Source organism: Myroides odoratimimus (assembly GCF_004337635.1).
In the GTDB taxonomy this organism is placed as follows: Bacteria; Bacteroidota; Bacteroidia; order Flavobacteriales; family Flavobacteriaceae; genus Flavobacterium; species Flavobacterium odoratimimum.
The window spans coordinates 2,316,815-2,341,722 of the sequence record NZ_CP037427.1; the positions used below are offsets into that span (position 1 = coordinate 2,316,815).

At 33.9% G+C, this 24,908-nt stretch carries 26 protein-coding genes; 15 read left to right on the forward strand and 11 right to left on the reverse strand.

What is annotated here, in order from left to right:
* Positions 1-138: 138 nt before the first annotated feature.
* Complete coding sequence (locus E0Z07_RS10550; protein WP_006256740.1) at positions 139-1,548, reverse strand: glycosyltransferase; 1,410 nt, start codon at positions 1,546-1,548, stop codon at positions 139-141.
* Positions 1,549-1,946: 398 nt separating this feature from the next.
* On the opposite strand from E0Z07_RS10550, the gene E0Z07_RS10555 reads away from it, so the two are divergent.
* A complete protein-coding gene (locus E0Z07_RS10555) occupies positions 1,947-4,151 on the forward strand; it encodes a S9 family peptidase (protein ID WP_131540723.1) in 2,205 nt (734 codons plus the stop codon).
* A gap of 46 nt (positions 4,152-4,197) precedes the next feature.
* On the opposite strand, the gene E0Z07_RS10560 is transcribed toward E0Z07_RS10555, so the two are convergent.
* Positions 4,198-5,568, reverse strand: a complete 1,371-nt coding sequence (locus tag E0Z07_RS10560) for a Gfo/Idh/MocA family protein (RefSeq protein ID WP_006260833.1) — start codon at positions 5,566-5,568, stop codon at positions 4,198-4,200.
* Positions 5,569-5,758: 190 nt separating this feature from the next.
* Here E0Z07_RS10560 and E0Z07_RS10565 point away from each other — a divergent pair, with 190 nt between their 5' ends.
* Positions 5,759-6,304, forward strand: coding sequence for a GNAT family N-acetyltransferase (locus E0Z07_RS10565; protein WP_006260834.1), 546 nt, complete (start codon positions 5,759-5,761; stop codon positions 6,302-6,304).
* 231 nt (positions 6,305-6,535) lie between these two features.
* Here the strand turns inward: E0Z07_RS10565 and E0Z07_RS10570 are convergent, their stop codons facing one another.
* On the reverse strand, positions 6,536-6,769 hold the full coding sequence (locus tag E0Z07_RS10570; RefSeq protein WP_006256735.1) for a hypothetical protein: 234 nt from the start codon (positions 6,767-6,769) through the stop codon (positions 6,536-6,538).
* A 3-nt stretch (positions 6,770-6,772) separates the two neighbouring features.
* Entirely contained in the window at positions 6,773-7,921 is a 1,149-nt protein-coding gene (locus E0Z07_RS10575) for a THUMP domain-containing class I SAM-dependent RNA methyltransferase (protein ID WP_006260835.1), read from the reverse strand.
* 226 nt (positions 7,922-8,147) lie between these two features.
* Between E0Z07_RS10575 and E0Z07_RS10580 the strand changes: the two genes are divergently transcribed.
* From E0Z07_RS10580 to E0Z07_RS10590, 4 genes are all read left to right on the forward strand, one after another.
* Entirely contained in the window at positions 8,148-8,879 is a 732-nt protein-coding gene (locus E0Z07_RS10580; RefSeq protein ID WP_006256733.1) for a class I SAM-dependent methyltransferase, read from the forward strand.
* Positions 8,880-8,883: 4 nt separating this feature from the next.
* On the forward strand, positions 8,884-9,612 hold the full coding sequence (locus E0Z07_RS10585; protein WP_006260836.1) for a ZIP family metal transporter: 729 nt from the start codon (positions 8,884-8,886) through the stop codon (positions 9,610-9,612).
* Between the two features lie 218 nt (positions 9,613-9,830).
* Complete coding sequence (locus E0Z07_RS18125) at positions 9,831-10,097, forward strand: transposase (protein WP_006261795.1); 267 nt, start codon at positions 9,831-9,833, stop codon at positions 10,095-10,097.
* Positions 10,098-10,129: 32 nt separating this feature from the next.
* Positions 10,130-10,975, forward strand: a complete 846-nt coding sequence (locus E0Z07_RS10590; RefSeq protein WP_233446031.1) for an IS3 family transposase — start codon at positions 10,130-10,132, stop codon at positions 10,973-10,975.
* Positions 10,976-11,020: 45 nt separating this feature from the next.
* Here the strand turns inward: E0Z07_RS10590 and E0Z07_RS10595 are convergent, their stop codons facing one another.
* Complete coding sequence (locus E0Z07_RS10595) at positions 11,021-11,308, reverse strand: type II toxin -antitoxin system TacA 1-like antitoxin (RefSeq protein ID WP_006260837.1); 288 nt, start codon at positions 11,306-11,308, stop codon at positions 11,021-11,023.
* Between the two features lie 141 nt (positions 11,309-11,449).
* On the opposite strand from E0Z07_RS10595, the gene E0Z07_RS10600 reads away from it, so the two are divergent.
* Positions 11,450-11,686: a hypothetical protein gene (locus E0Z07_RS10600; protein WP_006256730.1), complete on the forward strand. Its 237-nt coding sequence runs from the start codon at positions 11,450-11,452 to the stop codon at positions 11,684-11,686.
* A 3-nt stretch (positions 11,687-11,689) separates the two neighbouring features.
* The gene (locus E0Z07_RS10605) at positions 11,690-11,971 is read left to right on the forward strand and encodes a type II toxin-antitoxin system RelE/ParE family toxin (RefSeq protein WP_006260838.1); all 282 of its coding nucleotides are present in this window, start codon (positions 11,690-11,692) and stop codon (positions 11,969-11,971) included.
* 46 nt (positions 11,972-12,017) lie between these two features.
* Here the strand turns inward: E0Z07_RS10605 and E0Z07_RS10610 are convergent, their stop codons facing one another.
* The 3 genes from E0Z07_RS10610 to E0Z07_RS10620 form a co-directional block, all read right to left on the reverse strand.
* On the reverse strand, positions 12,018-12,659 hold the full coding sequence (locus E0Z07_RS10610) for a hypothetical protein (RefSeq protein WP_006260839.1): 642 nt from the start codon (positions 12,657-12,659) through the stop codon (positions 12,018-12,020).
* Between the two features lie 68 nt (positions 12,660-12,727).
* Positions 12,728-13,981, reverse strand: coding sequence for a hypothetical protein (locus E0Z07_RS10615; RefSeq protein ID WP_006260840.1), 1,254 nt, complete (start codon positions 13,979-13,981; stop codon positions 12,728-12,730).
* 77 nt (positions 13,982-14,058) lie between these two features.
* Positions 14,059-14,790, reverse strand: a complete 732-nt coding sequence (locus tag E0Z07_RS10620; RefSeq protein WP_131540724.1) for a hypothetical protein — start codon at positions 14,788-14,790, stop codon at positions 14,059-14,061.
* A 407-nt stretch (positions 14,791-15,197) separates the two neighbouring features.
* Between E0Z07_RS10620 and E0Z07_RS10625 the strand changes: the two genes are divergently transcribed.
* From E0Z07_RS10625 to E0Z07_RS10635, 3 genes are all read left to right on the forward strand, one after another.
* Positions 15,198-15,731, forward strand: a complete 534-nt coding sequence (locus E0Z07_RS10625; protein WP_225581664.1) for a TetR/AcrR family transcriptional regulator — start codon at positions 15,198-15,200, stop codon at positions 15,729-15,731.
* Positions 15,732-16,241, forward strand: a complete 510-nt coding sequence (locus E0Z07_RS10630) for an HPP family protein (RefSeq protein ID WP_006256723.1) — start codon at positions 15,732-15,734, stop codon at positions 16,239-16,241.
* A 77-nt stretch (positions 16,242-16,318) separates the two neighbouring features.
* Positions 16,319-16,753, forward strand: coding sequence for a hypothetical protein (locus E0Z07_RS10635; protein WP_131540725.1), 435 nt, complete (start codon positions 16,319-16,321; stop codon positions 16,751-16,753).
* A 78-nt stretch (positions 16,754-16,831) separates the two neighbouring features.
* Here the strand turns inward: E0Z07_RS10635 and E0Z07_RS10640 are convergent, their stop codons facing one another.
* On the reverse strand, positions 16,832-17,554 hold the full coding sequence (locus tag E0Z07_RS10640) for a DUF6348 family protein (protein WP_131540726.1): 723 nt from the start codon (positions 17,552-17,554) through the stop codon (positions 16,832-16,834).
* Positions 17,555-17,695: 141 nt separating this feature from the next.
* Between E0Z07_RS10640 and ggt the strand changes: the two genes are divergently transcribed.
* The 3 genes from ggt to E0Z07_RS10655 all read left to right on the forward strand — a co-directional run bounded on the left by ggt (position 17,696) and on the right by E0Z07_RS10655 (position 22,252).
* Entirely contained in the window at positions 17,696-19,372 is a 1,677-nt protein-coding gene (ggt, locus tag E0Z07_RS10645; RefSeq protein ID WP_131540727.1) for a gamma-glutamyltransferase, read from the forward strand.
* Positions 19,373-19,525: 153 nt separating this feature from the next.
* Entirely contained in the window at positions 19,526-20,626 is a 1,101-nt protein-coding gene (locus E0Z07_RS10650; RefSeq protein ID WP_131540728.1) for a hypothetical protein, read from the forward strand.
* Positions 20,627-20,731: 105 nt separating this feature from the next.
* Positions 20,732-22,252 (forward strand): WG repeat-containing protein, encoded by a 1,521-nt coding sequence (locus tag E0Z07_RS10655; protein ID WP_039329073.1) that lies wholly within the window; start codon positions 20,732-20,734, stop codon positions 22,250-22,252.
* A gap of 49 nt (positions 22,253-22,301) precedes the next feature.
* Here E0Z07_RS10655 and E0Z07_RS10660 read toward each other — a convergent pair whose 3' ends face one another.
* Positions 22,302-23,423 carry an FUSC family protein gene (locus E0Z07_RS10660; protein ID WP_131540729.1) on the reverse strand — a complete coding sequence of 374 codons (1,122 nt, stop codon included), beginning with the start codon at positions 23,421-23,423 and terminating at the stop codon, positions 22,302-22,304.
* Between the two features lie 272 nt (positions 23,424-23,695).
* Between E0Z07_RS10660 and E0Z07_RS10665 the strand changes: the two genes are divergently transcribed.
* Entirely contained in the window at positions 23,696-24,061 is a 366-nt protein-coding gene (locus E0Z07_RS10665; protein ID WP_006256716.1) for a hypothetical protein, read from the forward strand.
* Positions 24,062-24,104: 43 nt separating this feature from the next.
* Here the strand turns inward: E0Z07_RS10665 and E0Z07_RS10670 are convergent, their stop codons facing one another.
* Positions 24,105-24,632, reverse strand: coding sequence for an NADPH-dependent FMN reductase (locus E0Z07_RS10670; protein WP_006256715.1), 528 nt, complete (start codon positions 24,630-24,632; stop codon positions 24,105-24,107).
* Between the last annotated feature and the right edge of the window lie 276 nt (positions 24,633-24,908).

Sequence of the window (24,908 nt, forward strand, 5' to 3'; positions counted from 1 at the left end):
AGAAGGGCTATTCTGTGAAGAATAGCCCTTCTTTATTTATGCTAATTTCCCTTAGATGAAAGAATGAATAGAGTAAAACGAAAAAAGACAGCGAAGTGCATGCTGTCTTTTTTACTTAAATCAATATATTCAACTACTCTATTTTTGTGCAGGTAATGTTCTTGTTAACCAACCTCTTTTGTTAGCGGTAGCGATAGCGTAAGGAGTAATCCAGAATAGAGTAAACGTATAGAATATACTATATGGATACGCCCAGAAAGACTCTGCTACGCTATATCTTTTCGAGTAGAAAAATACTTGAATACTCGAGAAGATAAAAATACTTACTAAAGCAGAAGTGATAAACACTAAAGGTTTAGTCGCTATGAAGAATAACATTAAGATTAATAAAGGATAAGCCATTAGTACTCTTAACCATTGGTTTAGTAATAAAATTCTTGGACCTATTGTCGATCCCTCTCTAAACTTCTTAAAAGCAAATTTACTCATAGCAATGTTTTCTCTTACATTACTTCTTTCCCAACGAATAAACATCTTGTATAATGTTCTATACTCTTCAGGAGTATTCGTTAATACATAAGCATTACGTTGGAATAGTACGTGATATCCTTGTTTTAGAATCATATTTGTCATGGCTCTATCTTCACCGATATCAGAAGGTTGCCCCATGAAGGTTTGGTTGATCCAATCTTCTAAACAGTTCATTACAGCTTCTCTTCGATATGCTGCTAATGCTCCTGGGGTACATAGTACTGATCCTAAAGCACTCTGAGCAGAACGTATAAACTCAAAACTGAATACAAAACTTACATTTAGCATTTTAGGAATAACTCCATCCTCTGTATTTAGTACTCTTACATTTCCTCCTACAGCACCACATTTCTCGTTGTACACGAATGGGCTAACTAAGTTTCTAAGAGTGTCTTTTTTTACAATAGAATCACTATCTACTGTGATATAAACCTCTCCTGTACCTATATTAAAACCTCTGTATAACGCGTGTCTTTTTCCTTGGTTTTTAGGTTGTTGTAAGATAGATACTCTTTCTCCTAATTCTGCTTTAGCTTTCAGCATCCAGTTCCACGTATCATCTTTACTACCATCATCTATAGAAATAATTTCTAACTTCTCTACTGGATAATCACCATTTGCTAAACTAAGTAGGGTATCATATACTAAACGTCCTTCATTATAAGCAGGAACAATGACAGTACATGTTGGTAATTCTTCATCGCTTAATGAAGCAACAGGTTTATATCTAAAATAAAGATATACTATATAAAGTAAGAAGCTCATTTGTAAAACAAATAGAACAAGTCCAAAGTTAATTACAGTAGAACCCCAAAATGATTTTAATTGTTCGAAACGTATTCTCTCGAAGTATGGTTGTAATTTGTAAATTAAAAATAATCCTACCCCCATTAGTAAAAAGGTACCTCCTAAAACGATATAATCAGTTGTAGATAATGATTTTGTCTTTAAAGGTTTTCCTTCTTGTTTGTCTAAAGGAATTGATTGTGGCGTATTAATCGTTTTGTCGTTTTGCATAACCTTATCTTTTAATATTGTTATACTATTTGCGTGTTTGTTTTATAATTTATTTTTTAGTGTTTGTATTTGAGAATATATCTCATTATAAAAGTTTTATTAACCAAATAGTCACTTAAGTACCTTCAATAGTTGTGCCATCACTGTTTTAGACAGTTTGGACCTCTTTTTAACAAAATAAATGACACATAGTGTAGATAGTTGGGGAATGAAGTGAGGTCATTATACTCTCTTTTGCTGTAGAATAGTATTTATTAGTACTCTTGTGGAATAGTACATTTACACATTTTAGTACCTATACTTAATTGATAAAGTAGATTAGAAAGAATATTTAAAACAGTATTTTTGTAAAGCTACTTGTTAGAAAAGGAGTGCAAATAGAAAAGAAAAATAGGATTATGAAAGAAATTATAGGAGATTATAAAGCAGTCTTAGACTTAGGAGAAATGAAAGTAGATCTAGTATTGCATATAGAAGATATAGATAAAGTTACTTTAGACTTACCTAGTCAAGGAGCGATGGGAATCGAAGCTACCAATATAGCTTTTAAAGAAGCCAACTTAAGTTTTTCTGTCGCAGCTATGGGAATGAGCTTTGCAGGGGCGTATATAGAAAACAAAATAGAAGGAAAGATGAGTCAAATGGAACAAGAACTACCTGTTGTTTTTGAAAAGACAGTAATTACTCTACCAGGAAATCCTTCGTTAGTATCTACAGAAGAAGAATTATTGGCCTTAGCTAATAAAGAACAAGGGGAGTATAAGTATAAGGTAGAAGATTACTTTCAACGTCCTACATCATCTGGATTTCAACTCTCACCTAATGGGAAGTATTTATCTTATAGAGAAAAAGATGAGAAGAATAAACGCCATGTGTATGTAAAAGAGATTGAGACAGGTAATATCATCCGTGTAATAGAAGAAGGAGAAGAGTTGGTAAGAGGGTATGGATGGATTAATGATGACCGTTTAGCGTATGTAATGGATAATGGAGGAGATGAGAACTACCATATATATGCTGTGAATGTAGATGGTACTAATAACATAGATCTAACCCCATTTGATAAGGTACAAGCAGGTATTCTGAATATGCTTAAAGAGCAAAAAGATTATATCATTATCACAATGAATCTTGAAAATGCTCAAATATTTGAACCTTATAAGATTAATATCAATACAGGTGAATACGTTAAGCTATTTACGAATGATGATCCATCTAATCTTGTATCTGATTATGATTTTGATAAAGATGGTAATCTTAGAGGATATTCTAAGGTGTACAATGGTATACAGACACAGTATTTTTATAAAGCAGAAGGAGAAACAACTTACCAATTATTTCATACCATAAATTGGTCTGATACCTTCTCTCTTATGGCATTTAATTATGCGTCTACAGATAAAGATGAAGCTTATGTTTTGACTAATTTAGATTCTGATAAGCAACGCATTGTACTGTATAACTTTAGAACAAAGTCTGTAGTTAAAGAAGTATATGCTAATGCAGAGTATGATGCTTCTATTATTGGACTTTCTCGTAATAGAAATTGGGAGATAGATTACTTGGGGTACGAAGGCGAAAAAGTTGTGATAGAACCAGTAAGTGAGACTTTTAAGAAGATTAGTGCTGATCTAGACAGACACTTTGGAGAATATGAGTACTCTATAGCAGCTAAGACAGAAAAAGAAGACCGTTATTTGATTATAGTACAGAGTGATAAGCTTTATGGTAAGTATTATAATTATGATAAAGATACAGGTGATGTTACTTTGCTTTACGATCTAATGCCTCAATTAAAAGAAGAGGATATGGCAGAGATGTTACCTATCTCGTTTATGAGTCGTGATGGGATTAAACTGCACGGATATATTACATTACCTAAATCTGCTAAAGAAGGAAATAAAGTCCCTTTAATTGTGAATCCACATGGAGGACCACAAGGTATTAGAGATAGTTGGGGCTTTAACCCAGAGACACAGTTATTCGCAAGTAGAGGATATGCAACATTACAAGTGAACTTCCGTATATCAGGAGGTTATGGGAAAGAATTCTTTACATCAGGTTTTAAACAAATCGGACGAAAAGTAATGGACGATGTAGAAGATGGAGTACAATACGTTATTGAACAAGGATGGGTAGATGCTTCTAAGATTGCTATTTATGGTGCTAGCCATGGAGGATATGCTACACTGATGGGATTAGTGAAGACTCCAGAGCTGTATACTTGTGGAGTAGATTATGTTGGTGTATCTAGTATATTCACATTCTTTGAATCATTCCCAGAATATTGGAAGCCTTATAAAGACATGGTTAAAGAGATATGGTATGATTTAGATAATGAAGAAGAAAGAGAGATTGCTCGTGAAGTGTCTCCTGTCTATCAATTACATAAAATCAACAAACCTCTTTTCGTTGTTCAAGGAGCGAATGACCCAAGGGTAAAAATAGCAGAGTCTGATCAAATTGTGGAAGCATTAAGAGCACGTGGTTTTGAAGTACCTTATATGGTAAAATATGATGAAGGGCATGGCTTTGCAAAAGAGGAGAACAGTATTGCTTTTTATAAATGTATGATGGGCTTTATCTCAGAGCACTTAAAATAAAGAACAAAAAGATCCCTGTTATACATAACAGGGATCTTTTTATCTATTAATATTCGCTATTAGAGCCAAATACTGTCTTTCTATTTACATATTTACCTCTCGTAAAGTCAGGCATCTCTTGTACCTGACCATGTGCTGCTATAGACTTCTCACTTAGAGGAGTCACTGCATACCAAGTAGCCAAGTCATAAATGTCAAATGGGAATTCTATATTTCTTTTGATACTTTCCACAAAGGCATTGATCATAAAGTAATCCATACCACCATGACCAGCACCTACAGCTTTAGCCTCATTGTTTTTCCACAGCGGATGGTCATATTGCTCTAAGTAGTCTTTAGAGTTAGCCCATTGATGAGAATGATCCATCTCTTTTTCGAAGTAGATAAATCCTTTGTCTAATCCGCCAGAGCTAATCTCTTGCCAGATACCATCAGTACCTTGTACTTTAAAACCTAAATTATATGGGCGTTGTAGAGAAGTATCATGAGTCAATACCATTGTCTCTCCATTCTCACATTTAAGTGTTGTAGTAACGATGTCTCCTTGTTTAAAGTTTACTTTTGCATTAGGGTGATCTTGACCGCCATTCTCTACGATGTACTGATGTAATCCCCTTGCTTTAGAAGCCATAGAAGTTAGGTGAGTGATTCTATTCCCTCTATTGACATTAAACATAGCTGCTAGAGGACCTACACCATGCGTAGGGTATAGTTCCCCATTTCTAGTGACATAGTGATCTGTTCTCCATTTCGCTTCACTAAATCCTTTCTCACCAAATTCTACACCTCCACCATAAGGTTGTACCCCATCGTTAAATAAGACATTTCTAAGGTCGTGTTGATATCCACCAGTACCGTGGATTAATTCCCCAAACTTACCTTTCTTTACCATATTGAAGACAGCCATGATATCACGGCGGTAACACACATTCTCTAACATCATCAGAGGTACCTTTGTCTCTTCATACACATTTACATAATTCCAACATTCCTCTAGCGTCATGGCTCCACATACTTCCATACCCACTATCTTGCCTGCACGCATAGCTTCTGTCCCTTGTCTTTCATGCCATTCCCAAGGAGAGGAGATAATAACAGCATCTATATCATTGCGTTTTAGAAGATTTTGGTAGTCATAATCTCCTTTGTCATATACGATAGGTTGTTTTTTATTGTGTTTATCTACGATTTTTTGAGCGCGTTTGATCATTCTGTCATCAGGATCAGCCATTGCGATCACTTCTACATCGTCTCTTTTTAGTAATTCATCTAAGTGCACTTGCCCTCTTAGTCCTACAGCGATCATTCCGATACGCACTTTTTTAGTGTTGCTTGAGAAGCTAAATAAAGAAGAAGGTACGATTAATGCACCTATACCAGCCATACTGGTATTTTGAAGAAAAGCTCTTCTATTCATAATAGTTATAGTTAATAGGTTAGAACTCAAAAATAGAAGATAAGAAGGGGAATAAAAAGTAAAACAGTTAATTATTTCTCAAAATGTACTTTAGAGCTAGTTTGAGTAAGAGAACTTATGTCAACGGTGTTTGTATAAAGTAACTATGATAGTCTAAAGTAAAATGTGGTACTTTGTAAAAAAGCAAAAGATGAAAATAATCAGAGAAATGCCTATTGTGAAAAGCGATAGACTAGTTTTAAGAGAATTAAGAAGAAGTGATGCTCCACAAGTATTTGAATACTTTTCTAAAGATGAAGTAACAGAATACTATGATCTAGCAACGTTTACGACTGTAGAACAAGCAGAAGAACTGATTCAGATATGGAATGATAGAACGATAAATGGACAAGGTCTTCGATGGGCTATAACTTTAAAGGGAAATGATGAACTAATAGGAACATGCGGATTTCATAGTTTATCACTAGAGAACAGTAGAGCAGAGATAGGATATGAAGTAACTCCTGCCTATTGGGGGAAAGGAATAGCTAGTGAAGCTGTAGCCTTAATGTTAGAGTTTGGCTTCACTACATTAGATTTGCATCGTATAGAAGCTTTTATTGATCCTGCGCATGATGCTTCTCGTCGTGTATTACAGAAAAACGGAATGAAAACAGAAGGCGTACTACGAGATTATTTTTTTGAGAAGGGAAGATATGTAGATGCAGAGTTACTATCTATACTGACTGATAAATAGGGAGTTATATTTTTTTAGAAAATAAAAAAGCCAATTGTTCATGATTAGATGACCAATTGGCTTTTTAGTATTTAAATTTTTAAAGGGATATGTGACAAATGTAGGGCATTTATAACTAGTATAAAAGCCAAAAATTGTCTTTTTTATAAGATAAAGTTCTTTTATGGATAATAGAGCTTATCTGTGTAATCAAAGGGTAAAAACAAAGTATTTTGTGCTTTTGTTCTTTTATTAGTTTAAAATTTTCACACCTTTTAAGAATATCCAACGCATACATATTTTATCTCCTTTATCAGTTTTGAATACTTTAAACTGAGGAGCTAAGATTGTAGCGGTTACAGCACTTGTCAGTGGTAACCAAAAACCACTTAATGCTGTAAAAGTAGAGAATGCTAAACGACATAAAATGAATAGTACTGCAAAACTCAGAAACTGTAAGATGATGGTTTTAGTTGATACACTCATGATTTAATCATTTTTGTTTATATATTTTCCTTTTTTACTTCCTTCGTATAGTTCATATTTTACTAAACGAGCTTCTAGTTTTCCATTGTATAGTTTAATCTTTCTAGAAGGTCTTAATCCTACGAATTTTAAAGCTTCTACATTACCTGTGATAAACCAGGCTTCTGTGCCAGGATAGCCTTGTTTTAATGTATCACCTACTTCTCTGTAGAAGCGTTCTAGATCTATGTCTAGACGTTCTCCATAAGGAGGGTTAAACACCATGTGTAGTGGGCCTTCAGTTTCCTTTTGAGTATCGAAGAAGTTCGCAGTTTTTATCTCGATATATTCGTCTAAGTTAGCATTTCTTACGTTATCTATCGCTTTTAATACTGCAGAAGGTGCCTTATCGTATCCTTTTATTGTATAATGGAACTCGCGTATTCTTTTTAATAGCGACTCTTGTACCTTGTCAAAAAGCTCTGCATCCCAATCATTCCATCTTTCAAAAGCAAACTCTTTTCTATTGATATTTGCAGGGATATTACAAGCGATCATAGCCGCTTCTGTTAAGATTGTACCAGAACCACACATTGGATCCATAAAATCACTTCTACCATCCCATCCTGACATTAATAACATTCCTGCTGCTAACACTTCATTGATAGGAGCGATATTAGTAGCTGTTCTATATCCACGGTGGTGTAGAGAGGCTCCTGACGAATCTAGAGATATTGTACACAGGTCTTTTTGTAAGTGGACGTTAATTCTTAAGTCTGGATAATCTTTATCTATACTTGGGCGTACTCCACTTTTATTTCTAAACTGATCTACGATAGCATCCTTTGCTTTTAACGCAACGAATTGAGAGTTGTTAAAGTTATCAGAGAATACTGTAGCGTCTATTACGAAGGACTGATTAGCTGATAGATACTCACTCCAGTCAATACTTTGAACTCCTTTATATAAGTTTGCTTCATTATATACTGCAAAAGTAGCAATAGGTTTTAGGATTTTTAAAGCTGTACGCAGAGATAGATTGGCTTTATACATAAAACCTTTATCTCCTTTAAAACTCACCATTCTAGTACCCTGTTGTACATTTAATGCACCTAATAATTGTAATTCTTTTGCTAGTACTTCTTCAAAACCGAAGAAGGTCTTAGCCACCATTTTAAAATTTTCCATCTTTCTTCTTATATAAGGAATAATTGACTATTCTGCTTTAAACCAATATACTACGTCTGATAAAAATAGTATAATTTACTACGTTTTTTTCATTATTTCAAGACTATTTTAGTTAGTTATAAAATCCTGATATGTCTGTGATATATGCTAGGTTTAATCCGCAAAAATAAAGTAAATTTGCAGGCTAATTAAAAAGTTTTAAAATAAAAGTATGTCAAAAGAGAACAAAGCTTGGTATAAGTCGTGGTTTGACACCCCTTATTACCATACTTTATACAAAGATAGGGATTACGAAGAAGCACAAGTGTTAATTGATAATTTAACTCATTATTTAAATTTAGAAGAAGGGGCAAAAGTGTTAGATTTAGCTTGTGGCAAAGGAAGACATTCTATATATTTAAATTCTTTAGGTTATGATGTTACAGGAGTAGACCTGTCTCCTAATAGTATAGAAGAGGCTAGTAAGTATGCCACAGATACACTTCATTTTGAAGTACGTGATATGAGAGAGCCTTCTACAGAGAAGTATGATGCTATCTTTAATTTGTTTACTAGTTTCGGATATTTTCCTGATCCAGCTGATAATATGCGTACATTAGATGCTATTCATCAGAGTGTAAATGAATACGGATTAGCAGTAATCGACTTTATGAATGTAGATAAAGTTATCGCTAATCTAGTACCTTCTGAGGTTAAAACAGTAGACGGAATTGACTTCCATATCACTAGAAAATACGAAGACGGGTTTATTATCAAAGAGATTGTCTTTGATGCAGATGGAGAACACCACGAATACGAAGAACGTGTTAAGGCGTTAAGACTAGAGGACTTTGAAGCGATGATGAATGAGAAAGAGATCTACCTTTTAGATGTTTTTGGTGATTATAAGTTGCGCAAGTTTTATAAAAAAGAATCAGATCGATTAATTATGATTTTCAAATAAGCCGATGGTTTATATTATACCTTTATTATCAGTTATTGCAGGGTATTTAATAGCAGTGCTATTACAGCCCAAAAACAAAAAGAATTTAAAATTGCTAATGGCCTTTAGTGGATCATTCCTGTTAGCATTGACAGTCACCCATTTGTTACCTGATGTGTATGCAGCTAGTGAAGCCGCGTCATTAGCAGAACATGTGGGACATAGTCATGATCACGGACACGACCACAGTTCTGGTAATATTGGTTTCTTTATTATGATCGGGATTGTCTTCCAGATTATATTAGAGTTTTTCTCTAAAGGGGCAGAGCATGGGCATGTACATACTCATGACAAATTAGACAAGGTACCTTGGCTTTTATTTATCAGTTTGTGTATCCATGCCTTATTTGAGGGAATGCCAGTGAGTCAGCACGAAGAGTTAGCATGGGGTATAGCGATACATCACTTGCCGATAGCAGTGATATTAACTGCCTTTTTTATTAACGCAAATATGAATAAGAAGGTGGTGCTTTTCTTTATGGTTGTTTTCTCTCTGATGACACCATTAGGAACATTGGTTTCTAGTAATGTAGATTTCTTGACTCAGTATTACGCTGAGATATCTGCTATAGTAGTAGGTATTTTATTCCATATCTCATCGACTATTATCTTTGAGAGTAACGAAGGACATTCATTTAATATCAATAAGCTTATAGCTATAATATTAGGAGTAGTAGCTGCTTATTTTATATAAGTAGAATTATAATAATATGAGGAAGACGATTCGAAAGAGTCGTCTTTTTTATTATAGTTAGTTGAGCGTAAGATCTAAGATTAACTTTCTTTAAATAGAATGTCTAGAGCTTTCATGGTGGCAAATATTTTAATACAATCAAATACCTTTTGTAGGCTTCCCTAAAAATCGGACAGTTGTTAATTCGAAATTATTAACTTTAAACAAAACTGTCAAGTATGAAAACAAGTAATTTTAGTGAGAGTCAAATAATTAAAGCTCTCAAAGAAAATGAACAAGGAAGATCAGTAAGTGAAATCTCTCGAGAATTAGGTATTGATAAGAGCACTTTTTACTATTGGAGAAAGAAGTATGGTGGAATGGAAAAACAAGAGCTGAAACGTTTAAAAGAACTTGAAGAAGAGAATCGCAAGCTCAAACAGATGTATGCAGATGTTAGTTTAGACAATAAAATGCTCAAAGATATTCTGTCAAAAAAGTTCTAAGCTCAGCAGATAAAATAGAAAGGGTAAAGTATCTGTTAGAGCAATATAAGTTATCCATTGTTCGTATTTGTTCATTAGTTGGACTATGCCGATCAATGTGGTATTACCAAAGTAAAAAAGATGATACAGAAGTCATTGATAAACTAAGTGAATTAGCAGAACAATACCCTACTCGTGGCTTTGATGAGTACTATCATAAGATACGCAGAGAAGGACTTATATGGAACAGAAAAAGAGTTCTACGCGTTTATCGCTTAATGAAACTAAGTCTAAGAAGAAAACATAAGAAACGTTTAATAACAAGAGTTAAACAGCCTTTAGAAACGCCAAAAGTGCTCAATGAGTGTTGGAGTATGGACTTTATGAGTGACTTACTTACAGATGGCAGAAAAGTAAGAGTTTTTAATGTATTAGATGACTGTAATAGAGAAGCAATAGCTATCGAAGCTGGATTAAGTTATCCTGCAAGGGCGGTAATAGAAACATTAGAAAACCTAAAACATGAAATAGGGACTCCAAAGTACATTAGATGTGATAACGGTCCTGAATTTATCTCTAAAACCTTTGTAAAGTGGTGTGAAATGAATTTTATAGAAATTAAATATACTCAGCCTGGCAAACCAATGCAAAATGGATATATTGAACGTTTTAATCGATTTTTTAGAGAGGATATATTAGACGCCTTTTACTTCAATGATATCTACCAATTACAAAGATTGGCTGATAAATGGAGAGAGGATTACAATTTTAACCATCCACATAAAGCATTAGGGAATAAATCGCCTAAAGAATATAAGCCCAGATTTGATGAAGAATTTAAATTCTTCATCAAATCTGAACATAATAAGAATTATTTATCGAATTTAGAGGTGTCCTAAAATGGGGAAGCCTACACTTTCTACAATATTCTTTCTGTACTAATACTACCCTTCATTTATGATAGTATTATACTCTTTAAAAGCCATTATTAATCGAATAGAAGGTTCCTGTATCGTATAGATAGCGTCAATAAAAACTTCAGCATCTCGTTCAGAAGTAATTATTACCTCATTATTCTTACTATGCTCCTCTTCTTTTTCTTTTATAACTTTGAGAATGAAATCTGTCAAACGTTGGTAGCCACCAAGTACAATATCAGTTTCCACTAAAGCTTGTTGTTCTATAGGCGGAAGTTTATTAAGGATTATATTGTTTTTGTGTATAGTATTCATTTTTAGTATATTATTTTTTTACAAAGGTATCGAATCGAAATAAAATAGTATTCTTTTTTTCTTACGGAGGTATTTTATACGTGTTATAATATGATAAGAATTGTATATATTTGTAATACAAATAAATACAAAGATATACTTATGAGTACAAAGAAACCTAAAAAAGCTGGCTCTTTTCGATTAGATACAGGTCTATATAATCATATAGAAGAATTAGCAAGAAAGAATAATCGTAGTTTTAATAATCTATTAGAAACACTATTGATTAAAGCAACTAATTATCATGAGCCTAATCAGGATAGTATAAATGCTATGAATGAAACTAATTTAGAAACTATTAGCAAAGAAGAGTTTCACGATTTTATTGATAAAATGTAGTGTATGTATCAACTGCAACTTACATCTCAGTTTAAAAAAGATCTTAAGAAAATTAAGAACAATAAGAAACGCTTGAAGAAAGTACTTGATCTTATTGACTTATTGATAGAAGGAGGTGTAGGTAATGTTCCAATTGAAATGAGGCCACATAAATTAATTGGTAATTGGAATGGGCGCTTAGAGTGTCACATCGAATCAGATTATTTAATTATCTGGTTTGAAGAGAAAAATCCAAATATTATCAGATTAGAACGTGTAGGGTCACATTCAGAATTATTTGAATAGTTCTGTTAATATAGGTAGGAAAGATAAAGTATCGATATATACTGTACTAAGTCATTATTTTTCTAACTAAATGAAGTCCACCTGTGCTATACGCTATATCTATTGGTACGATAGTATTATCTAAGAAGAACTCCCCTTTATTGTATTGGACTATTCTCTCATCAAGGAGGAGTAGATGGTCATTGCCTTCAGTGAGTACATCTAAGTTATGCTCAGTAAGAGGTACACGTTCTATATAATCTATATTGCCGTATGTAGAGAGTTGAGGTATAGAGATTAGTTGTTCATTGAGATAGGTAGTATATTTCGTAGCTCCTCCAGGAAAACCAGACCAAGGAAGTGCTTTTCCGATCTCAAATTCTATATTAGTCAAGTCACCTTTAAATAGAAAGAGTTTCTCTTCTAGATCTAAAAATGGGAGTGGTAATGATTTCTTTTCAAATACTTCTTCAGCTTCCCAAAAGTGTACTACCCTATGAGCCCAGTCTACATTGTCATAGTCTTCGACTAGTAAATCCTCTTCCCAATAGTGCATATACAGTTGTCCTGTTCTGAGTGGGAGTGTAGACTGCTTGAGTGCCTTTTTTTGCTCCTCTGATAGGTCAATATAGACAGGAGGTACTGTTGGGGCATTCGTAGAGGAGGGTTTGTTTTCTTTTTTTCCAAATAGCTTTGATAGAAATCCCATAGTAAGACAAGTTTATTTATTCTAAACTAAGACTTTTTATTGAGATAATGGTATTCTAACCTCTAAAATCAACAATTATAATCTTCATAAAAATTAATCTGTAAACCTAAGAATTGCTCTAAATCCTCTAAATTATGTTTAATCGTATCGTGTGCTCCTTCAAAGACAGTGACAGCATTACCCTCTTTTAAATTTACAGATAATACGCAGAATCCACCACCTTTAGCAGGTAAGGTATTCCATAGTGTAAGAGAGTCTATTTCTTCTTTATTAAACGTAATAGCAAAGGCTTTATCCGCAAATCCAATCCTATTATTCGGTTTATCTATCCATATAACAGAATTGTTTTTACTCTGTAGTTTTACAAGATCAGAAGTACTTTTGATTCTTTCATTTTTTAGATAATTACTTGGTGCAGTAAGGGAGTAGTTGAATACATAAGTAGCTGATAATACTAGTTTCGGTGTATATATGTCATCTGCTAATAGGTCGGGATAATCATACTTAGTATTGATATTCAGTGAAGTGAAGCTATAAGCTACAGTTCTAAACTCAGGATCATCTATGGTATAGTTTAGTTCGAATGTGATATGATCAGATTCTGCATAGAAGAACAAGTGATGTTCATTATAAAACGTATAGGTAGCAGTAGAACCTAGATCGTGCTCTAGAATCTCTTTTAGTTGATATAAGCTAGTGTCAGATCCGTCTGGAGCAAAGCATTTAGTATAGTAACTCGTAGGAGCTACATCAGAACGTATATCATCTATATAGGTACCTAAATTATCTACAGTGATATTGCCAATGCGTACAGGGTAGGTTGTTTCTGCATAGAATCCATCCGAATGAATATACTCTTGTGCTAATAACTCTTCTTTAGTCGTGTTCCAAGGCACAAATAGTGGCGTGGGAGCTAGAATTTCATAGCCCTTGAGATAATCATTATGAGATGTATTTGTTAGTTTATAATTCTGTTTGTAGGTAGTTCTGTATAGCTTATGTATATTATTTGTTTTATCGTTGAGGTGTTGAGTTACTAAGTTGATGTCGAAATGAAACTGTTCGGCTAAGTATAGCCATAGTTTTTCTGTACCTACATAATCACCAGGGATGTAGTACTGTCTATCTTGGTAGATGAACATACTTGGCTCGCTATAGTCCGATGTCTCTAGATAAATGTATTCTATTTTAGGGATAAGGATTATTTCATCTTCACTTTCATAAGATCTGTTGGTGATAATAATTTTGTTATCTGTTATTTTCACGATTCCTCTATCCTTATTTTCTTTTGGAAACTTACTTTTATTCGAAAACCATCCCATACACTTATAGTTAAAAAGATAAAGGTAGAGAATATCAGTGATTCTCTACCTTTATCCACTATGTTTTTCATTGTGTTTTATAGACCATTATCTAGATAAAGAATACTACTAGGATGGAATTTACGATTATTAATCATAATGTATTGGCCAGTTAAGCTCTGCTTTAGATACCATAGCTGCCCTACGACAAGTGTAATACTGCTTTCTAATGTATTCTGTATAACCCACTCTTTAGCAGAGAGGATTTCTCCTTTTTTGACAGTGAAGGAAATACTTTCTGTTTTGTGAATTTCTTGATAGTTAAGTTGATGATATTGTATAAATAACTCTACTTTAATCTCAGATGTATTATCCTCAAAGTTAAAATAGTCATTGATAGTAGAGGTATCTATACTAATACGTGTTTTATGACTATCTAGCTTCTGAAAAGTAATTGGTAGGGTACAATACTCTCCAAAAGGAGTATTTGTATTAAAGTCAAAACCTACCATCCCGCTTAGATCTGTATTAAAGTAAGTGCGTTGACCTAAAGAGAATACTTCATTATTACGCAGCTGTGCTAATGCAAGCGTGTTCATTCTAAGGTGCATTTTTTTACAATGATTGTTGTTCATCGCGAGCTGGATGAGGTGTCTTAATTGTCTATTGCATTTCTGCACCGTACCAAAGTCTGTAGCTGCCTGCTTCGTTTTTTTAGTCTGTTTTTGTTTAGAGGGTTTGCCTTGCATAATGACTTTGTTATCTACTATTCTGAATACAGAGTTTAGATACTTTCCTTGAGGTCTCCCTTTTACATCAATTTTTGCCATAATTGTTATAATTTATTGGTTATACTTTACTTTCATAGTAGTCTTCTTTGACTATTGATTTGGTTCATTTATTATTATGTGAGTATTGCGTGAGATACGTCTCCGTTTTTTTGGTTGATTTAACGGAGTGAGTACGGACTCATAACGGACTCACTACGAACTCAATTCGAGTAAAACCCTACTAGAATACAACCAGACATCAAATGTGATAGCAGTTTCTGTTCTATTTTTATCCTTGCGTTTTCTCTTTGCAAAGTTTTGAATTATAAATATGTTTTTTTTTGAGATGGGAAAAAATGGCCACAAATGTCCTAAAATGTCCACAAATGACCTATCTCGACCAAAAATTGATCTATAAAAAAGGTAAAACAGACAGACTTGTCTGTTTTTATTTCTATATTTGTTTCATGAAAAATAATTCACCTAAGGAGAGAGTATTAGAGGCTGCTACTTTACTCTTTCATCAATATGGATATAATAGCACAGGGATCAATGCTGTGATAGAAGAAGCTAAGGTGGCTAAATCTAGCTTTTATGACCATTATAAAACGAAAGATGATCTAGCTGTAGCGTATCTAAAAGCTAGACATGACTATTGGTTTATTGGATTGACAGCAGGTGTAGAAAAGATGCGTACAGTTAAGGAACGTATCATAGCAGCGTTTACCTATATTATAGAGATGAATGAGAAGGAGGGATATAGGGGCTGTGCATTTCTTAATATGTTGTCAGAGCTACCTGAGCATAAAGGGAAAATTTATGATGTCATCCATCAGCATAAGACAGAATTACAAGCATATTTTAAGGCATTAGTGACAGATGAGAACAGAGCCTTTATGTTATATATGCTGTTTGAGGCAGGGCTGACAGAGAGTCAAGTCTATCAGAACTCAGCCTGCGTAAAGAAAACAATAGAATTACTAAAACAAGATTTAATCTAAATGAAACGATATATAGCAAAATTTAAAACAACAGAGACTAGTCCACAATCAGCTACTTCTAAACATTCTATATACTCAGGGATAGGAGGTATGTTAGCGATAGGTGTGATAGCCTTTATGACTAAAGAATTAGAAATGCCTTTGATCATGGCTCCCTTTGGAGCGACTTGTGTATTGGCATTTGGAGTACCTGATAGCCCTTTAGCTCAACCTCGTAATATCATAGGAGGTCATCTATTAGCGAGTATAGTAGGACTGCTATGTCTTACTTTTTTAGGAACAGAATGGTATTCTCTAGCAATAGGAGTAGGTGCAGCGATAGGCTTAATGCTGGTGACTAAGACTACACATCCACCAGCAGGTGCAGATCCTCTAGTCATTATACTAGGAGGAGCGAGTTGGTCTTTTATTGTTAATCCTGTTTTGGCAGGATCTGTTATTATCACAGTAATAGCCTTGTTATTTAACAATATAAGCAAGCTGAGGAAGTACCCTAAGTATTGGTGGTAATAATCAGATTAATTGCGGTACTATTTATATATCCATAGGGATAGTGTTTATGCGTTTCATATTTTTGCGCAAAAAATATGAAAAAATCGTATAACCATCTGATAGGGATTATATTAGGTAAGCTAGTATGGTTTGGAGGTATTGGTGTTATTGTTAGTATGGTATTAGCCCTTACTAATAAAGTACCTGATACAGTAGAGTGGTTTTTATTAGTCGTATTGCCCTTCTTTATTATTGGTGCGATATACTATGTGTTTAAGTATTGTAATAGTATTGACTTTGAAGGAGATCATCTTATTATCACAACTGTCAAAGGTGAGAAGATGCTATATTCTGTGAGAGATATTCAAGATATAGGAGTGTTAGAACATAGAAATTCGGGGGTATTGATTGGGTATAGTTTAGTACTGACTTTGGGTGGACAGCGCAATAAGGTATGGAATTTAGCAGGGTATAGTGAGAAGACGCTGAAAGAGATTATAGGTCATTTACCTGATGAGGTAGATGTATAAGTGATGATAACATAAATAATGAAAAAAAACCATAATCTAGTAAGAGTATGGGCTTTTTTGTGATATTTAATTTTTGTACTAATCATACTTATCACATCGTCTAAACACTACGAATTGTTTGATGCCAATAAATATGCTCTCTACAGGAATGTTACTGATATAGTCAGCTAATATATTTAATCCTTCGTCCCAAGGTTCGTTATCTAAGAGGCAGTCACCTATTATTTCTCCTGACTGTTGTTTTGATATATACATTTTTAGCCAATGGAACTTCTGATCTCTAGATAACATAGACTCAAGTTTAGGAGCTAATAGTAAATATAATTCATCACCACTTAATTCTCTGTTAAAAGAACCTTGAACACGTAAGTCACTTAATGCGGGATGCCATAATACTTCATCACTAGTGAAATCATATTCTGGTGAATGGGCATCTGTAAGGCTTTCTGCTATGGGTTTAAAGGTAGATGTGATATAGTTCTCTACTACAGATGCTATTCTATCTTGTACCGTTTCGCCTATCCCAGCGATGCTTTCCATAATACCATCAGGAAAATGAGTAGGGTGAGCAGTATTAATCATGAGGTGCATTAGTTCTTTTGCATGATCAGGATTTCGGATGATTCTGAATTCCAATAGTAATTGGTCATTAACGATGATAATCTGAGTAGCTTCATCTACTAATACAGCATAGTCTAACGTAGTGATTTGATTAATTAACTCATCCATTAAAAGCATCTCTTCAGTAGGGAGGTGATCTTGTTTTTCTGTTTTCTTCTTCTGGAAATTAAATAGTTTCATAGCTGTGATTTATTGTAAAGATAAGTGTTAATAGTGTATTTCTTTTATGTTGATATATTTTTGAATTTTTGTCTATAACTGAACACTTATTTTAATAATAAATTCAAAATATCTATCTTGCGGTAACAAAAACAACAATACATGAAGAAAGTTATATTATCAGCCTTTATCCTATGTGGTAGCTTATTACAAGTAGTAGCTCAGAATCCACAGGCGTATAAGAATGGAGTGATTGTATCAGCACACCCAGAGGCAAGTAGAGTAGGAGTAGATATCCTAAAAAAAGGAGGTAATGCAGTAGATGCTGCTGTAGCAGTAGAGTTAGCATTAGCTGTGGTATATCCAAATGCTGGTAATATCGGAGGTGGAGGATTTATGGTGTATCGCGGTAAGGATGGTAAGATAGACGCATTAGACTATAGAGAAAAAGCTCCTATGCAAGCAAGAGAAAATATGTATTGGGGAGGAGATGGAGAAGCGATAACAGAATTGAGTATGAGAGGAGCCTTAGCAACAGGGGTACCAGGTACAATAGCAGGTATGGTACAAGCTCATGCTAAGTACGGTTCTCTAAAATGGGAAGAATTGGTACAGCCAGCTATAGATTTAGCAGAGAAAGGATTTAGTATTACAGAAAAACAAGCAGGTGAGTTCACTAAACAACATGATAACTTCGTGAAATTTAGTACACAAAGTACAGCTATTACTGAAAAAGAACAGTGGTCAAAAGGTGATGTGTTTATTCAAAAAGATTTGGCTGAAACGCTGAAACGTGTACAAAAAGAAGGACATAAAGGGTTCTACGAAGGGAAAACGGCTGAGTTAATCGTAGGAGAGATGAAGAGAGGTAATGGAATGATAACTCTTGAAGATTTAAAACGCTATGAAGCAAAATGGAGAACGCCTATAGTAGGAGAGTATAAAGGATTAAAAGTAATCTCTATGCCACCTCCAAGTAGTGGAGGTATTGCCTTAATCTCTTTGTTCCAATCCATAGAGAAATACCCTTTAGCAAAGTGGGGATTCCAATCTGAAAAAACAGTACAAGTAATGGTAGAAGCAGAACGTCGTGTTTATGCAGATAGAGCTGAGCACTTAGGAGACCCAGACTTCTATAAAGTACCTGTAAATCAGTTAGTCAATAAAGAATACAATCTAGGGCGTATGGAGTCTATGTCTTTTGATAAAGCAACGAAGAGTACTGATATTAAAGCAGGAGAGTTAGGCGGGTATGAGAGCGATGAGACAACACACTACTGTGTAGTCGATAAATGGGGAAATGCCGTGTCTGCAACGACTACATTAAATGATTCTTATGGTTCTAAAACGATAGTAGGAGGAGCGGGATTCTTGTTGAATAATGAGATGGATGATTTCTCTGTGAAGCCTGGTACACCTAATATGTATGGATTAGTGGGAGGAAAAGCGAATGCGATAGAACCAGAAAAGCGAATGTTAAGCTCAATGTCTCCAACAATTTTAGAGAAAAATGGTAAATTGTACATGGTAGTAGGTACACCAGGTGGATCGACAATTATCACTTCTGTGTTTCAAACGATTCTAAATGTAACTGAATTTGGGATGAATATGCAAGAGGCAGTATCTGCTCCTCGTTTTCACCACCAATGGCTTCCTGATCATATCGATTATGAACCAACAGCGATTACGGCTGGAGTGCGAAAAGCGCTTACTGATAAAGGTTATATCCTAAAAGAACGCAAACCTTATGGACGCGTAGAGGGAATCTTAGTCAATAAAAATGGTACTTACCAAGCAGGAGCAGATACTCGTGGAGATGATATCGCTATAGGATACTAGTTGAATTAGGAATGTTTTTTAACACTCTGTCCTAGACAACAAACTATATCACATAATATATACAAAAGGTTATCTTTCATTAGATAGCCTTTTGTATTTTAGGTTTAAGATATATGTGGTTAATTTGAATTTCAATAAAAAGAAGGAAAAGAAATGATAAACTTGATGTTAGAAAAGTATAAGAAGATGGTGAAGGAGTTAGTCTCTGAACCTATCTACTTGAAGAAATATGAATACTTAGGAAAAGAAAGAAATCATGAGAATGCAATAGATAGACATCGAGTATTAGTAGGTTTCTTGCATTCAGAAGAATTGAGAGAGGAGCAGTTGTTAGTTAAATTGTTTGAAGCAGAGATAGCGAGTAGGCGAGAAGATGATTTTCAGGGATTCACAGAGGCATTAGATCTAGCAGCGTATCTAGTTAGTTTATATCAACGTTCTGATTATATCTCCTTATTTATCCAGGCGAAGAATGCCAACTTTGATACGTATTGCGGCTTTGATAGAGAGTATTTGCTACACAATGGAGTGAAGAATACATTTGAATGGATATCCCATCAAGAGGTAAGTTGGAAAGAAGATTTTTATGACTTAATTGGAGATAGTCTAGCAGAATGTGATTGGGATGAAGAAGACATTGTAGAGTGGAAGGAAAGAAAACAAAGATATTATAGCCTTTGTCCTGAAGAGATGTCTACAGAAGGCATTGTTTATTATGCATTGGATTTAGAAGAAGATGAAATTGCCAAAGCGTGTATTCAATCTTGGGAAGAGAATATCACTGTATGGAATAAGGAAAGATGGGAGGATTATGTGTCTTTCTATAAGTGTATAGGAAATATAGATAAAGTGATAGTAGGAAGAGAAGCGCTATGGGAATATGTAGAGGATGATGCTTGGGGTAAAGCAAGTTTCTTAAGTAAATTGATAGAAGATTATCTAAGCATTAAGGAGTATGTCAAAGCATGGTTAAAGTTAAAAGAAGGAATATTATACTTAGAAGAAGTAGAGGAGTGTTATGAAATAAATTTAGGAAGGTACTATGTGATATATGCTTGTAATTTACTGATAGGAATTTCGAATAAAGAAGATATGATGTTCAAAGATATATATCCATGGATAAAAACAACTTTAAATAAAATAGAGGTTTACCCTTATCTTTTAGAAAGAGCTATACAGGTTTTTGTACTAAGTGGAGATAAAGAGTTAGAGAATAAGTACATTCTAGAATTAGAATTGTTGCAAAAAGAATAATATAAGCGTGTTAAAGTATTTGGTATTTAGTTAATTAAGTTTTTGTTTTTAAAGAAGAAGTTTAAAAAATCACTATATTTAAGAGACTTTTTAAACTTCAGGCTTATGAATACCACATTAACTAATAAGACCGCTGCTATATATCCTTTTGTAGATGAGAAGGGAATGTATGGATATTGTAATCAAGATAAACAAATTGTCATTAGTCAACAGTATGCTAGTGGAGGATTATTCACTAAGTCAGGTTATGCTGTAGTGCGTGATAAACAAGGGATGTACGGTGTAATAGACCTAGAGAATAAAGAGGTACTGAAGTGCAGATATGATCGAATAGAGTTATATGAGGTAGGGCGTTTTACAGTAGCTAATATTGTGCAGTCATATACTGTCCATAGTCGCTTCTGGCAATGGAAGTTCTTGCCTAACTTTAATATTATGAGTACTAGCTCTTCCTTTAAACCGCTATGGGGGACAGAGGTCATAAGAGAGAAAGTAACTGTATTAGCATTAGATACAAGGCAGGTATTAGATACAAAGACGGTTACTAAAGATAAACTCTATAGAAGTGGTACTTCTATCAAGATAAAACAGATTGGTAGTAAGTTAATTCAGGTAGGAGATGATCTGTATTTTGCAAAAAAAGATAGATTAAAACGGATAGTCAAAAAAGTAGTTAGTACCTATGATAATGGATTGCGATGGGTGAGAAAAGTGAATGATGATGAGGTAAGAGTGTATAATCTGAAAGGTAAAAGAGTGAAGTCCTATGAAGTAATTCCTCAACCTGTTTTTCCAATTACTTATAAAGGGAAGGAATACAAGGTAACTATGCAGACAGCTAAGTCTCACTTAATAGCTAAACCAACTATCTGTAGAGATACAATAGGGAATGGAAGGTATTATGTCAACTATGAATTTGATATGTATATTCCTGTTCATCTAAAGATAATTGATATTAAAAGTGAACGCAGTATACAAGATATTTGGAAGAATGTATTGAATATTTATCCCGTAGTCTCTAAGCATTTCTTTATAGTGGAAGTAGCTCCTATTAGTGCGGAAAGTAGAGTAAACGAATTCTATATCTTGACAAAGCACGGAGTACTTAAAGATTGTTTAGATAAGCCAAGTGATTACTCAATTACCTCTTATTACAATGAGGTACTTTGGCCTGCAAAAGAATTATTAATAGATCAGAAAGATATCCCTCAGGGGTTCTTACTAGAGAAGATTAGAACGATAAGCAGTATAAAAGAACCTCTTTATTTTGTGTCGATTAAAAAGGATCAAGTAAGTAGAGTAGGAGTGTGGAATGTAGATCTTCAGGAGTGGCTGTTATCTCCTATATTTTATTCTTTGCGGTTGATGGATAATATCAAGTACTGTGTATTTCAGTTAGAAGAAAATGGCTTGTATGGGATATTAGATATCACTACTAGAACTGTGGTGTACGAACCTATATTTACCTACGTAAAAGATGGAGTAGAATACTTAGCTGAGGTAGAGTTAGAAAGAGAGAAAGGTGAAGTGAAGAACGTATACAATTGTTTTTATATAAATTTAGTGAATGGAGAGGAATTTCATCCAGGAAAAGACATTTTAGAGTTTACATCCCGAAAGGTATAAAGAAAAAACCTCTATAGATTAGATTCTATAGAGGTTTTTTCTATGTGATTTATTGCTTTACTATTTTATGCCTTTTTTTCTTGAGTAATTGTAATCGTGTAGTGCGCAAACTATCGCGAGTTTGTTTTCTTAGATACTCATGATGTAAGAACCAACCACCAATACCTCCTATAATACTTCCAGTCACAATATCGATAAAACGAGCTTGAATTAAGATATTAGGTGTACTGATAATAGGATTACCCGCCTCTGCAAGAAGCACTGTAAGAGCTGTAATAAAGATAACAGCTACTGCATAGTTACGAGAAATAAACATTTCTATAATAAACTGAAGTACCATTATACAAATACATAAATATAAAGGTGCTGTAGAGACTGAGATAAGTGCCCAACAAAGTCCTAATCCGATAAAAGTACCTGCGATACGCTGTAATGCACGTTGCAATACGTGGTATAAAGAAATCCCTTGCATAATGGCGGCACAAGAAATAGGGATCCAATATGGATTGTCAAATTTCAATAGATGACCTATTAATAAAGAAATACACATGAAGGCGCCTACTATAATAGATTTGATAAGGTAATCAAATTGGTCTTTGACTGGGACAGGACGTACTAGGCGTATAGTTGTTTTACTGTTGTATTTCTTGCCTACTATAACACTGTATATTAAGGCTAGAATACAAGCAAACATGGTTCCCATGACTACATATCCTAGACGTGTAGGGATAGTTGCTAACTCAAATGGCATATTACTAGACATAGAAGCTACCATAATAAAAAAGAAGCTACCAGGGGGGCGAGTATTGAAATATAGGTTGACCCAATGAACTGCAGTAACGAATATACCAAAGGCTATAGCAGAAGCAATAAAGTTAAAGCTAAACGATATGCCTACTGCAAAGGATAACATAAAACCAAAGGAACATACCAGCATGGTGATCATGCGCTGAGCAGTAGGAATATTAGAAGGGAGGTATAAGATAACTAATCCTGCTAGACAGGCTAAAAGTCCTGCTTGAAGATTGTCAAAATACCATCCTGTTAATAAGGGAAGTCCTGTAGCGAGCATTGCCATCAAAGGGATATGCCACAGTCGTTCGCTGTGTTTTAATTTAAATAGTGTTTTGCTCTCTTGTTGTAACAAGTTTACAAAAAAGTTATTCTTCATTTTCGTTGATTCTAAAAATTCTCTCAGTAGAGATTAGTGCTGTGGAAATGCTTTACCTTATCGGGTAAGTATAAGAGATAAGATATTCTTTAGTATTGGTAAGCATTTGAACAATACAAAGGTAAGGAATTTGAATCAAAGAGGTAAAATGATAGAGATGAAATAGATTTGTATCGTGATTATTACATATTATTATAGTCTTATTTACTCATTTTTTTATTGAAGTAAAGAATATAAGTATAAATGTATATATTTAAAATAAAAAAGTGAATATGGGAGAAGTTAACTATGTAATCGATGGTTTAAAGAAAGTAGATACTAGTGTTACTAAAACAACATTTAGTAAATTTTCTAGTTGGATTAAATTTAAAGTAGGATATAGAGGAGTAAATGGACAGTTTACACTAACGTATTCTCAATTCATGTTTAGTTTTAATAGAGCAGGAGGTGCTGTAGAGTATAGGGTACTACCATTAAAACAAGTAATCTCTTATTCTATCACAGAGATAGATAGTCAAAAATCGCAATTGGTATTATGGTTGCGAACAGGAGAGCGTATTCAATTAAACTTTACAGGAGAGGATCTAAAAGAAATCATTAAAACCTTTTCTTCTATATACAATAATATGAGTATATAAAGTAAAAATCCCTACAAAATCTTTGTAGGGATTTTTTAAAGACTTAAGAAAGTTGTTGTTTAAAACTATTAATTTTCTCTGTTAATTGAGAAGCTAATTCAGGTGTGTTAATTGATCCATTACTAAAATTATCTTGAAAACTAGGTAATGAAAACTGACATTTAATATTCCCTCCAAAGTAAGGAAATATGCTTGAAGCATTATCCATGACAGATTGTCCTCCACGAGGTCCAGGTGATGTAGATAATAACATCATTGGTTTGTTTTGAAAGAAGTTTTTCTCCACTCTAGACCCCCAATCAAATATGTTTTTAAAAGCAGTACTAAACGTACCGTTGTGTTCTGCTAATCCTATAATAATAGCATCAGCATTTAGAATCGCTTGATTAAAATCTAATGCTTGCTGAGGTACACCTTGGTTATTTCTATCTTGTGAATAAATAGGCATCTCATAGTCATTGATATCTAGAATATTAATGTTATGTCCTTCAAATTGAGTAGTTACACTTTTTACTAATTCTAAGTTTATAGAAGTACTGCTATTGGTAGCAGCAAAAGCTAATATATTCATTGTTGTTTTATTTTTCTGTTTCGATGAGACAAAGGTATATGTAGAAACAAAGAAGCACACTTAATCTAGAATAAGTTTTTCAGAAATAGGGTCTTGTATGTTCTACTCCTAGTTGCAGTGAATTACAATAAAAAGGAGAAGCATTAGTGGGTAGATACAGAGTCATATATCGAAAAAAGACATGCATAAAGAATTTTTCTAAAGGGAATAGCATTGTAATCCTTCAGTTTCCTGAATATATGTATGAAGAGAACCAGGAATTTTTAATTTCTATCA